This is a genomic window from Butyrivibrio fibrisolvens (assembly GCF_023206215.1).
Classification (GTDB): domain Bacteria; phylum Bacillota; class Clostridia; order Lachnospirales; family Lachnospiraceae; genus Butyrivibrio; species Butyrivibrio fibrisolvens_C.
The window spans coordinates 1321178-1333855 of the sequence record NZ_CP065800.1 but is presented as its reverse complement, the minus strand read 5'-3'; the positions used below and the strand labels follow the sequence as shown (position 1 = coordinate 1333855).

The following is a 12678-nucleotide window of genomic DNA, read 5'->3' as shown; positions in this document are numbered from 1 at the left end:
GACAAATCCGCGACAACCTCCATTCTATCTTTTAACTTTATAAATATTCCTGTGCGTCGTATTTTACGACGCTCTTTTATTGCATTCATACTTAAAGTCTATTACTCTCATCTCTGTAACTAAAAACAAAAAGAGAAAGAGCACCACCGACCAAAGTTTTGCTCTTCCTTTCGTTTCCCGAGTACCGAAGTACCCTTCTGTATTCATGTACAAATACATTATTATGATACGAGTTGACGCAATACTTTGCAAGCTTAATTCTTGTAAATTATCCGATATCGATCTTTTCAGAACCATCTGTGACAGCTATCTCACAGCAGGCATCAAGTGCCCTCACTGTGGCAATACATCAAAGTAAAAACGACACTCAGCATACGAAAGAGCTCTTATCTCCATTTCTGAAGGCAGACGCAAGGAGCACATTGTCTCTGTAACAAGAGTCAAATGTCACTGTGGCAAGACCAGTGCCCTTATCCCAGACCTTCTGATCCCATACGGTTCCTATTTCATTCGTTTTGTTCTTTATGTCCTTTGGAAATATCTTACTCGTATTAAGACTGTAGAAGCCCTCTGTGACGAGTTCCACATTTCCAGGTCAACTCTCTATCACTGGATACATACTTTTATCAGCCAGTACAATCTCTGGTTCGGATCTATAAAAGAAATAGATGCTCTTTCCAGTTCAAGCCTTCAGCTCTTTTCTTCTATCTAAAAACTCCCCAAGCTGTTCTTCAAAAGATTCCGTTTTTCTCTGCTCCAGATGTCAGTGTCAGAGCTGTTCAACGCTTCATAAAGGAAAACGATCTTAAATCCGCAAGAAACATAAATATCAAAGACCGTAAAGCTTTTGAAGCCTCTGATTTCGGTTGTCTTTGGCAGGCTGATACCTGTTATCTTCCCTACATCAGCGAAGATGGAAAGGAACGCAGGACTTATCTGATCATGATAATCGATGACCATTCAAGGATGATCGTAGGTGGTGAGATCTTCTATAACGATAATGCCTACAACTTCCAGAAGGTCCTGAAAAGAGCTGTTGAGACCTATGAAATTCCTGACAAGCTCTACCTCGACAATGGTTCTCCATACTCCAATGACCAGCTGACACTTATCTGTGATTCCATAGCAACCTTATGCTTGCATACTCCGGTACGAGATGGAGCCAGTAAAGGAAAAGTGGAACGCAATTTACTGCTTCTCCCGGAATGGGCAAATCCTACTATCTCAGATGCTTTGAGCATTCACTTAATCAGAACCAGTATCTGATGAAATATATATATGTCTCTCCACAGTATCAGTTGCCGATTTCTACAAAGAATTCTGTGACCAGTTAAGCCTGGATTCCAAAAGCGGCAAAACCGTAATGTTCAAAAACATTCAGGACAGGCTCTACTATCTTTTCAAAGAAAAGAAGCAGCCGTTGATCCTGGCCATAGATGAAGCTCAGTACCTAAGCAACGGAATCTTGTAGGATTTAAAGATGCTTATGAACTTTCGCTTTGACTTTTTGAACTGTTTTACTCTGATCCTAAGTGGTGAACCTGTATTAAATCACACACTGGAACGTCCGATTCACGAGGCACTGCGTCAGAGAATCTCTGTACACTACAACTTTCAGGGATTATCAGCAGATGAGACAACCGAATACATAAAGCATAAGATCCGTATCGTTGGTGGCGCCGAATCCATCATCAGCGATGATGCATTAAATACAGTCGCCAATTTCTGCAAAGGTAATCCAAGAATCGTTGATAATGTAATGTCTACAGCACTAAAAGCTGGCGCTCAGATGGAGAAAACAACCATCGATGCTGAAGTAATCCTTACAGCAGTAAATGAGCAGGCTCTCGGATAATCATTATTTAGTTTTCAAGCTTCAGGCCATGAATTTCATGGCCTTTACTTTAGGATAGGTATACCAATCCTAAAGTAAAAGCTACGAATTCGTCGCATCTACAGGTGACAGGATGTCGGCAGTATTATAAAGCGTCGCATGGGCTGAGCCTGCACTCGAAAATAATTCGTCGCCAGCACAGCCCAGAGCGTGTCGCTCAACAATTCCCCATATCACTTGAATCAAAGAGGCAGACAATTTCATCATATGTCATAATACAAGGTATAGCAACAGAATCAATCTCACCAAGAGTCAATTACGAAAGAAGTTAAATATAATCCTTTTAATTTCATCAACTTTTTCTGGATAAAGAATCGCAAAATTTGCATCAAATGGTCTAAAAAATAATAAAATAGAAAATAATATAGAACAGATACATACTATTTCTACAATCTGCGCTGTTTTGCAACAGTAATCAGTTGTCTTAAGCTTATATCCAATACACATAAACGCTATAATAGATACTATATAATATCCATCCAACCTATATCTCTCTATCATAAAAGGAGCCCACTGTATTGATGCAAAAGTCGTCAAAGCAACTGTTAATATAGAAAAAAACATCCATAATCCCAGTTCATCTTTTTTTAATGCTTTCCTCACCTCGAATTGGGAAAAGAAAGGTATCAATAGCCACATAAGCGGATACGTCACCAAATATCCTCCATAGTTTAGATATGGAAATCTCTTCGTAACCTCTCCCAATTCAAAGAACTGCTTAAAACCAAGATTTATTTGTTTTATAAGATCAAATTGCGCCCAAAAATCGGCATACATTGATTGGTTTGCACATGTTAGCTGATATGTCTGCCCAAACTCAAACGGATTTTGAAATCGAGCATAATTATAAAGCATGAGGAGTGCACCAATACTCATATAAGGAAGTGATATTATGATATAGTTCCTCACAAGATGCTTTCCTTTATAATTTTTTGCATACGTAATTGCAAGCGGAATGGCACAAATATTAGCTATTGCTATTGGCGGTCTACACCCAAATGCCAGCGCTCCCAAAAACGCTCCTAGCGCTGCAAAGAGCACTTGCCTTGATTCTTTATATTCATAATACACAGCTTTAAAAAAACATATAAAACTCCAAAGCATCATACAAAATCCACTAGAAATAGCAGTGCAATACAATGCAGGAGCCTGTGTGCAATATCCAAATGAAATACAAGCGGAAGCACTTGTAGTGAATAAATAAGTCCCTAATGAAATACCAGAAAAAAACTTTTTTGCGAGCAAATAAAACAGCAAAAAAATTGCAACAATGGAAAAAAAGACAAAAATCTGTGTAGCATGAAATGTAATTAATGACGTCCCAAATAATACTTTGTATGGTATAAACAAAAGAAAAACCGGAACAACACCAAAATACATGTAGTAATGACCTTTGTAGAATGCATGATCCCAATGGTATTGAATGTTCTGTTCCCTGCGGGCATCTGGGTCATAGGGATCCTCCATCTGTTCCAAACGGACATCATAATCGTCATATCTTATATCTATGTGACCTTCTAGTATAGCATCCGCTAATAATTCATACTGATTTCTATGATCCGGAATTTCTCCGTTCCATAAGGGAGAAAGATCCATAGGAGCAATACAAAGAATAGAAACAAGAATAATATTCACAAGAATAATAAACTTATCTCTCATCTCAATTCTCTCGATACATACATTCTGAATAATACTGTGTTTTGAGCAAAGAACGCCTGTCCAAACAAGAGTTCCCCAAAACAAAGCAGTAATCAGAATTTTTTTCTGAAAAATAATTATAGATATAAACAAAATAATCCAAATTAAGAAAGACAAAAAAACAGACTTGTATGTCCTGTGCATAACTGAAACCTCACAATCAAACTCTATCCGAATCAATCACTAATCTTCACTTCATGAGTTACACTTGGCGACCAGCAATCATATCGCCTATTCTTAAATAAACCCATGCAACATTTCCACTCCAGTGGCGTGCCAAAACATATAATGTTGCAGCTAATTGGCATGGTAATACCTTAAACAGATTTCTAAAAAATCTTTCTGGTACTCCAAGATCAGGCTGTCCCTCTAATGGTTTCATGCCCTTCCATGGAGACTGGTCACAATAATCCCACCACATATCATATAATTTATCCAAGCTATCAGCTTCGCATGGTCTATACAAAAAAGTTCATGCCAAATGAATAATCTCCGGATTAGAATAAGCATCATCTATCTCATTTTTAGATATAACAGGAGCATTATTAAATAATCTTCGATTGAACTTATTAAAGTAGTATGTCATGCCATAAATATTGTATTTTAGTGGAAGCTGAGCATACTCATCTATAAACACCGTACATAATAATATACCCTGATCCTTGCTTCCATATATATCGCCATATTTCTTCACATGCTGGACTATGCGCTGCTCACAATCATGTTTTCTCCACTCAGGCAGATTAAAATAAACCATTTCCCATTTCTGCCACACAATTATGAGCTTTTCTTGGATAGTGTCCATAGCGATGATTTTCGCTCCAATTCATTGCAAAAGGCATACCTTCAAAATCAACGAGCCCTTCCAATGAACCTGTTACCAATGTATCTGCCCCAATATGGATGATCTTATCTACACCGCTATCTTCCGGAAACAGTCTTGCAACAAAAAGCTTGTAATACGTAACCCAAGAACCTCTATGTGAAGGAACTCCCCAAGATTCAACCTCTTTTTGACACTCAGCGACAGATAAGAACTCCAATATTATATTTTTGTCCGGATACTGACTCACTATCTGATAATACTTTTTTCTATTCTCCTCAGACATGTCAGGGGTAAGGACATACACATAATAATCAATATTGCACGAAGCATTAATTACTAATGATGCAAATGATACGCCTGTCATGAAAGTAAAATTATTATCGCATTGATATAAAATGTTTACTCTTTTTCTCATATATTTACAGCATCTATCTGATCCGATGCAACCTTTCTCTATATTGTAAGATTATTTATTCTATTTTAAAGGATTGATCAATACTCTGTTTGCAATTTTGCATTTATCCATAAAAAGAGAACTCAAAAAAGCAATACCAAAACACATCACCGTATATAATAACGCATGTCCTATTAAAAATCCAAATAAGCCTACCGAACGAAGAGATTCCACTATAGCAATAACTAAAAACTGTGAAAAATAGAAAATCTGACTATTGCGCGATATATATTTAAGGCATTTATCTATATAAATATTCCCTGATAAATTGCTAAAGTCTTTCTCATTTTCATGACAAACTCTTTTATGTAATTGAATAGACACACTTTGATTAACAAGAAGCAAATACATAATGGATGGTATCAAACCTGCGCCAAGAAAGGTAATAACCATACGAATTATCAATTCAATTCCGCTACTACCCTCGCTCTTCATACCGACAAAGTGTCCATAAAACACAACAAAAAACAGTATTAATGCGTCTATTACTATATTTAATATTGCCTTTCGTTTGTTTATTGTCCATCTTGTTCCCGCTAAAAAAATCAATACATAAACCAACATCTTACCAATCGATGGATTTTTGAATAACAAAAATAAAGCGATCATCGCTGTAGAAAATTCAAAAATGCCTCCCATCCTGGCAGGTATTTTTTGTAGCATCTCATAAAGCATAATAGATATACTTAGTACCGGAAAATACCACATATTATGAACTGATAAAAAAACCTCATCCATAAACGTCCTATCAATTACTTAATACATACGAAGTAAGTTTCTTAAAAACGCAATGATAATAACATATTCAATGGAGCATATAATCAAGTTCAACAATCTGCGTAATTGATAAGAAAAATCATGAGTAATTGTATGTTTCGAATACAGATAACCACTCATCAAAATAAAAGTCGGAACATGCGTTATATAAAAAAGCACAAACAAATCATCAAGTTAATGATACACGGTACCAATGTGTTTCCATACGGTTACCTATAATCCAAGATATACTTATATAAATTATCAAGTTTAACTATACAGCAACATCCATTTTAACTAAACTCCCAGGATGGTGATGCTGTATGATGTACTAATATAACAAATGTATCTGTATCAAATTGGACAATTTCAAATTCACCTTCATCAAGCTTTTCACTTAATAGTACCAATTCCGAATTGTTTATTTTATCAATCGTTTCTTGAGAAGGATCTTTTAATACTACACCTTCAAAATTTTTTATATGTGCCTTATATGAAGTATTACCGCCGGTTAGATTCGTAGTAGAATTTGTAATGTTCATATACAAATTCCAATCATAAGCCAAAATTGTATTACTATTCTCATAATCCAAGTCATATGTATCTAAAAAATATACTGATTTATCATAATCAAATTCTTCCATGCTATCCAGCCTACATAATATTCTTGTACAAAAAGTTTTATCCTTTTCCCATACATACGACATATTGTAGTACTCAACTTGATCATAAAGGAAAAAGCCATACACCTGAAGGGAGAGATTTATAACAATTATCATTCTTATAAAAGCTCCCCTACTACACATATGTATTAATTGCGAACCAAAAACAATAGTTCCTGTCAGTAATATCACCCACCCCATACAATGCTGTGCACGGCATTTAAAGGACCATGAAATAAGCGGCATCGGACTTAAGGCAAATGGTATACATATAATACAAACCAATATGATTATTGTAATTTGTATCCTTTTATGGATTCTATTTTTTATCCAAAGATATACAACTGAAAACCCTATAACGATATAAGACACGATCAATGTAATCTTTAACTGTGGTAACATATACATCCACTCATAACTATGTTTCCAAGTCTTAAATAATGAATACAAAGCTCCAATCAATATATTATCTACAAATTTACCAGTAATAGCATCTGATGCACCTTGATAATCACTTAATTCAATATGCCAAACACTAATTATTACTATATTAGCTAAATAATACAATAGACCTGAAATCAGGATTACTACTATGCTTTTTTAATAAAAAAAGGCAATCATACCACTTTCTTTTTGTTCAATAAGAATTTGGTATAATACATAATAAATCAAAGTCATCAATACAGCTGAAATATTAGGTAACCATAAAGACAATCCCAAAAACAAAACACCTATAGCACATATTATTGTTTTCATTTTTGAAGACTTTACAAGCAAATACATTGCAAGATTGCATGCTAAAAAAGAAACACCATATGAAAATGTATCAGGTGCAAGAGTAATAAATACACAAACAGCAGGAAAAACTTCAAATACAATTGCCACAAGACTTCTTTTCAGATCATCTTTGATACCGAATATTTCAGAATAAAAAATAGCAGAAAACGCCATAATTATAATTGTCAAAAAGCCAGTAACAACTGGACTCTTATACCACCCAAGTCCCAATTCTACTATTGAAGCCAACCATCTTCCTGAATTAGCTCTCTGTAAAGCTTGTTCAATTGTAGGTTTACCAGTGTAATAATTTAAAATCCGATCGTCCCCACCAAGCATATTGGTAATACCATAAATATGACAAACAAATCCTGCAATAAGCGCTATTAACAATACATTTTTATTATCTTTTATCCATTTTGCCAAAACATTTTTCAAATTAATCCATGCTCTATCCATTTTTGATTTGAATGATGCATTCTAATCCGAATACACCACTTTTCCTTTCCTTTTCTTGATATTGTGGACTTTTGATTTTTCTCTCTAGCTTTGACCTATTGCATATCTAAGACATATGAACGCCTGGCACACGTACCGTAGTGTTAGATCCACTCTAAATTTCCTCCATCAAAAAAGCATAAAGAATCTGCACATGTATTTCTAGACACAAGAAAATCCAAGTATCTGGCGCCTGCATTTCAAAAACAAATCGTCGCTGGCCAAGCCCATAGCTGTCACTCAATACCCCCTTATTGATAAATACATATTTTCTCAAGTTGTATACCCAATTCTCGTAAATCTCTACCTTCTCCGATATCAAAAGGAGAAATAGCATCATCTAAAAGAATTGAAATAGTTATCATATTAGTATCTGGGAAATCAAAAACAGCTTCAATATGCTCACCTTCTGAAACAGACTCAGCCTGATATATTTCCTGACCATTAACAAGCAGTTTAATACTTTGCTTATTATAAACATCTGCTATATCCAATACAATTTTTGCTTCAGCATTTATATCAAAGCCATTAGCATAAACAAACAAAGACGCTTCATTACCCTCTGTCCAAGTAGGTTCATCTTCTCTGTACGAAAAGCCATTTATAGTGTATTGTTCTGAATTCCTATTCTCAGAACGAAACAAGATATCTTGACCATTTTACAGCACATGGCTTGTTATATCATTTGCAATTCCAACTGCTTCAGAAAATCTATAATTGCATCTTTCAGCATTCTCAAAAACCACGATATCTGGCTTATATGTATCTATAATTTTAATCAGATGATCATTTGTCGCTGCTGAACCATTAAACATTATCGTAGTGTGAAAACTTTCAGCCAAACAATAAATTACGCCATAGTCGTGGAAGTAACTATCTCCCAAAACAAGTATCGTATCTTCGTTATCAACTGAATTATTCACAAAATATTTTGCATGTCCCCCCCAGCTCTCATCTGGCATATATTGAATAGGTCTTAATACTGCATGAGGGTCACGCAAAGTTAATACTTCCTCCTCATCAGTTTGATGAATATAGCCATAATAAGTAAGCCCAACATCTTTAATATCTATATTCATATCATTTTCGCACAACGCATAATACTTGTTATTATTTTCATTGTTAATCTCTGTTATTAGTTCAGTATATCCAACAAAAGCGCCGCGCCAAAGCCAATGCCATGGTTCAGTCCAGGGGCCAAAGATATTATACTTATCTTTTAATCTAATTAAAGTTTCTTTTATTGGAACCACATCTATATCAGTATTATCTAGTAAAGCTCTCTCTACCTGGTCTGTCATAGAATAATCATTTAAAACCTGTATTGTATTACGATATTGCTCAGGATAAATAGTCTGCTTGTCCCAGCACTGGATATAGTAAACCTGAATTCCAAGGCTATCCAAATAATCATAAATTGTCTGATAAGAATCAGTAACCTCATCTAACCCATCTTCATCTAACAGGTTTGTATGCTGATAATCTGCCAAGCTATAAAAAGGAGTCAATTCTCCATTTACACCAAGTCTCATACCATTCAATCTGTCAAACGCATAGTATTTTATAAGTGCATCCGCTTCTACAAGATAATCTCTAAAGCCCAAGTTGTCGTTAAACCACACTTCAACATCTTGAAGATAATCCAGATTAAATGTCCCGTCAGCATTATAAAACTTGGGAAAAGGAGCTAAAGATCTATTCTCGGAAGCAGAAATAACCCCCTCTTTTTTATTAAAAATAGGCGTTTGCGAAACGCCAAAAGCCGCATAAATACGGCACTTTTGCTCTATAAAAAATGAATAACCCCTCACCGGATATGGTACAATAGAATTGACGAGAAACCACTGACCAATACCAAGAAAGGAGTTATTCTGATATATATGATACCATATAAACAGCTTTCTTTGGCTGATATCTATGCAGATTGCCAAGATAAATTTGAAAATGACAAGCCTGCGTTTTTGTCTCTATTAGAAAACCATATCGACCTTGATGAAATTATTCCGCTTTCTTTTATAAAGCATTTCTATGCATCAACGGGAAGATCCCGTAAATACCCATTAAAAGCTATGCTCTGGGCTTTAATTATCCAACGCATTTTTACTATCCCCACAGATCAGCTTCTACTGGTCTTTCTTGCATACTCGAAGCCACTTCGTGAATTCTGTGGTTTTACCAAAGTTCCTGATGCTTCTAAAATAACCCGCTTTAAGCAAGATTTTCTGGATGACTTACAGCTTGTTTTTGATAAGCTCGTCGATATTACCGAGCCTATCTGTCAGGCTATTGATTCTGCAAAAGCCAACATGACCATCTTTGATTCTTCTGGGATTGAAGCCTTTGTCACTGAAAACAATCCCAAGTATGCTAACAGGATCATCAAACAGCTTAAGGCATATGCCAAAGCAATGGGTTTTTATAAATCCTATGATCCCTATAAGGCAGCTTATGGATTGATGCCTTCTCATGCTTCTGCCAATCCTGAAATCAAACAGTTATATATCAACGGCCATTTCTGCTACGTTTTCAAGTTTGGCATTGTGACAAACGGCCTGGGAATTGTCCGACATATTTCTTTTTACAACAAAGACTTTTTGGCATCTCACCCGGATATCATTGTTGAAAAGAAATCTGATTCACCTGACGAAGATAAATGTGTTCATGACGCAAAACTTCTCATTCCCACACTTCAGGACTTCTTTTCAAAACATCCGCTCATCAATCCCAAAACATTTTTGGGCGATGCTGCTTTTGATTCAACTCTTCTGTATAAACAACTGCTTACAGGTGATACTTTTGGAACAGATAAACATTTTTCAAAAGCATATATACCTTTAAACAGTAGAGCAGGAATCAAATATCCTGATTGCAAAGTAAATGCTGACGGTATACCCTGTTGTCCTAATGATGACTCACTTCCGATGAAATCCGATGGTAAATCTTCAAGTAAGAATGGTTTAGTAAGGTTCAAATTTGTCTGTCCAAAAATCAAATATGTTTACGATAAATCTACCGGCAAGCAACATCGAGAGTGCCAATGCGATAACCCTTGTACCGATTCTTCCTGCGGTCGTATGATACATATTTATCCCGAAAAGAATCTACGAGCCTATCCAGGAGTACTTCGCGGTACCGAAGAATGGAACAATACTTATAAAATCAGGACTGCTGTCGAAAGAGATATCAATCATATGAAAGACTATCTTTGTTTAGCAGGGCGTCGCACACAAAATGAAAAAAACCTTGCATGCCGACCTTATCCTTGCAGGTATCACTCAGCTCATCACCGTCGTTCTCGCTGACAAAATCAAACACCATGAATATATACGTAGTGCAAAACCTCTAATCGCGTAGGACTTACCAACTTCATGAAGCCATATGCTTATTAAAGTGCGCCTAAAACTGACGGTTCACATTTTGTATCAGAGAATTCATGCTCTGCATGAATTCTTCCTTGTTTAAATTCAAGATTGCGAACGCGCACGGCGAGTTTCGCAATTACCTATTATTAAAAAACAAGGCAGGCAAAAGCAATATCATAAAAAATAAAACTATGAATATTTTTCTTTCAATTCTTTCAAACAATTAGCCTTCCTCCCAATAATCAAAAATGAAAATATATGAAAGACTGATATGTACTAGTAACTACTTCCATAATCGATAATAGTAGCAAAAGCAGCAAACATATGTCTCTGGCAACAGATAATACATTCTTATTTAAGTATCCTTTTATTATCCGAATCAATCTCTTCGGTAAAGAAGTACTAAAAACGACCGCTACTACTATAATAAAAATATTCCATTTATCTAAGTATTCATAAACAGATATTCCACATGACGATGAACTCATTTTTCCAAACATGGATTTAAAAAAATAAATGCCTGTTTAATATCCGGAGCCCTGAACAGTACCCAAGCAAAATTGGCAACTAAGATCAAATATACATGGGCTATGAAATCTTTAATCCTTCTTGAAATCGATATTTGTATTACTTTTTCATGTAAACCTTTCTCTAAAATTCGTAATATTCCATTAAGAAGCCCCCAGATAATGAAAGTCCATGCCGCACCGTGCCATATACCGGTTAGCAAAAAGACAACTAAAAGATTAATATATCCGCCTATCTTACTTTTTCTATTTCCACCTAATGGAATATAAACATACTTTTTAAACCACTCACCCAATGACATATGCCATCTACGCCAGAACTCAGTTATGCTCTTCGACATATATGGCAGATTGAAGTTCTCCGAAAATTCATATCCCAGCATTTTGCCGATACCTATTGCCATATTACTATATCCTGCAAAATCAAAATATATTTGCAAAGAATAAGAAATGCTACAAAGCCATGCAAGCTGCCATGATATAGATCCAGCTCCTTTGGACCATATATCATCAACTATTATTCCTAACGTGTTAGCAATTATCACTTTCTGTGATAATCCTAATACCATACGCTTTGCACCCTCGTAAAGCCAATCTAACGTAACAAGGTCTTCTTTAAGCGAATCACTATACCTTCCATAGGAATCAATAGGACCAGACATGATCTGTGGGAACATGATAATATACGCCGAAAATCTGTTAATGTTTCTTTCTGCTTCAACCTGTTTCCTATACACGTCTGAAAGATATGATATCCCTTTAAATGTATAAAACGAAATCCCCATCGGCAATATAATACTCAAAAGCTGAATATCACTCCTAAAAAGGTCATTGATCATACCTATAACAAAATTTGAATATTTAAAATACATCAATACAGAAATATTTAGAACAACAGAAGTTGTAAGAATAATTTTGGGAAAAATGTCTTTGGCAATAAGAAGTGCACACGCATAATCTATCACTATAATGGCAAATATTAGTAGCAGAAATTTAGGTTGTGACCATGCGTAAAAAAACACACTGCTCAAAACCAGCCAAGCACTTCTGAACTCCCTTTTGATGACCAAATTCACCAATACAACGATTGGTAAAAATATAAACAAAAAAATCGCTGAACTGAACCCCATCTCTTCTTCTAATCCTATCCTTCTATGTTTTTAACCTACTCACTACTGAACGAGAAAATTCTTTTTATATGCTCGGTATGTTTAAAAAATAGCG

The 12678-nt window shown here is 35.4% G+C and carries 15 protein-coding genes; 5 read left to right on the top strand and 10 right to left on the bottom strand.

The features are described from left to right. The first annotated feature begins 223 nt into the window (after positions 1 to 223). The 4 genes from I7804_RS18940 (at position 224) to I7804_RS05405 (ending at position 1855) form a co-directional block, all read left to right on the top strand. Complete coding sequence (locus tag I7804_RS18940) at positions 224 to 358, top strand: hypothetical protein (protein WP_282570488.1); 135 nt, start codon at positions 224 to 226, stop codon at positions 356 to 358. A 30-nt stretch (positions 359 to 388) separates the two neighbouring features. After that, positions 389 to 712, top strand: a complete 324-nt coding sequence (locus tag I7804_RS19370) for a helix-turn-helix domain-containing protein (RefSeq protein ID WP_420314860.1) — start codon at positions 389 to 391, stop codon at positions 710 to 712. After that, the gene (locus I7804_RS05410) at positions 610 to 1266 is read left to right on the top strand and encodes a DDE-type integrase/transposase/recombinase (RefSeq protein WP_331477883.1); all 657 of its coding nucleotides are present in this window, start codon (positions 610 to 612) and stop codon (positions 1264 to 1266) included. Before I7804_RS19370 ends, I7804_RS05410 begins: the two co-directional genes overlap by 103 nt. Before the next feature lie 220 nt (positions 1267 to 1486). Continuing rightward, entirely contained in the window at positions 1487 to 1855 is a 369-nt protein-coding gene (locus tag I7804_RS05405) for a hypothetical protein (RefSeq protein WP_248405339.1), read from the top strand. 291 nt (positions 1856 to 2146) lie between these two features. Here I7804_RS05405 and I7804_RS05400 read toward each other — a convergent pair whose 3' ends face one another. The 9 genes from I7804_RS05400 to I7804_RS05365 form a co-directional block, all read right to left on the bottom strand. Beyond that, positions 2147 to 3736: a hypothetical protein gene (locus I7804_RS05400; RefSeq protein WP_248405337.1), complete on the bottom strand. Its 1590-nt coding sequence runs from the start codon at positions 3734 to 3736 to the stop codon at positions 2147 to 2149. A 58-nt stretch (positions 3737 to 3794) separates the two neighbouring features. Continuing rightward, positions 3795 to 4031: a hypothetical protein gene (locus I7804_RS05395; RefSeq protein WP_248405336.1), complete on the bottom strand. Its 237-nt coding sequence runs from the start codon at positions 4029 to 4031 to the stop codon at positions 3795 to 3797. A gap of 33 nt (positions 4032 to 4064) precedes the next feature. Further along, the gene (locus tag I7804_RS18935; protein ID WP_282570487.1) at positions 4065 to 4349 is read right to left on the bottom strand and encodes a glycosyltransferase; all 285 of its coding nucleotides are present in this window, start codon (positions 4347 to 4349) and stop codon (positions 4065 to 4067) included. Continuing rightward, entirely contained in the window at positions 4336 to 4833 is a 498-nt protein-coding gene (locus I7804_RS18930; protein ID WP_282570486.1) for a glycosyltransferase family 8 protein, read from the bottom strand. Before I7804_RS18930 ends, I7804_RS18935 begins: the two co-directional genes overlap by 14 nt. 60 nt (positions 4834 to 4893) lie before the next feature. Beyond that, positions 4894 to 5610: a hypothetical protein gene (locus I7804_RS05385; RefSeq protein WP_248405334.1), complete on the bottom strand. Its 717-nt coding sequence runs from the start codon at positions 5608 to 5610 to the stop codon at positions 4894 to 4896. 311 nt (positions 5611 to 5921) lie between these two features. Next, on the bottom strand, positions 5922 to 6857 hold the full coding sequence (locus I7804_RS05380; protein WP_248405332.1) for a hypothetical protein: 936 nt from the start codon (positions 6855 to 6857) through the stop codon (positions 5922 to 5924). Positions 6858 to 6890: 33 nt separating this feature from the next. Next, complete coding sequence (locus tag I7804_RS05375; RefSeq protein WP_248405331.1) at positions 6891 to 7526, bottom strand: glucosyltransferase domain-containing protein; 636 nt, start codon at positions 7524 to 7526, stop codon at positions 6891 to 6893. 290 nt (positions 7527 to 7816) lie between these two features. Next, positions 7817 to 8209: a hypothetical protein gene (locus I7804_RS05370; RefSeq protein ID WP_248405329.1), complete on the bottom strand. Its 393-nt coding sequence runs from the start codon at positions 8207 to 8209 to the stop codon at positions 7817 to 7819. A 15-nt stretch (positions 8210 to 8224) separates the two neighbouring features. Then, positions 8225 to 9376 (bottom strand): hypothetical protein, encoded by a 1152-nt coding sequence (locus tag I7804_RS05365; RefSeq protein WP_248405328.1) that lies wholly within the window; start codon positions 9374 to 9376, stop codon positions 8225 to 8227. A 69-nt stretch (positions 9377 to 9445) separates the two neighbouring features. Between I7804_RS05365 and I7804_RS05360 the strand changes: the two genes are divergently transcribed. Continuing rightward, positions 9446 to 10867 (top strand): transposase, encoded by a 1422-nt coding sequence (locus I7804_RS05360; RefSeq protein WP_334303702.1) that lies wholly within the window; start codon positions 9446 to 9448, stop codon positions 10865 to 10867. Between the two features lie 544 nt (positions 10868 to 11411). Here I7804_RS05360 and I7804_RS05355 read toward each other — a convergent pair. Continuing rightward, positions 11412 to 12419, bottom strand: a complete 1008-nt coding sequence (locus I7804_RS05355) for an MBOAT family O-acyltransferase (RefSeq protein ID WP_248405327.1) — start codon at positions 12417 to 12419, stop codon at positions 11412 to 11414. Between the last annotated feature and the right edge of the window lie 259 nt (positions 12420 to 12678).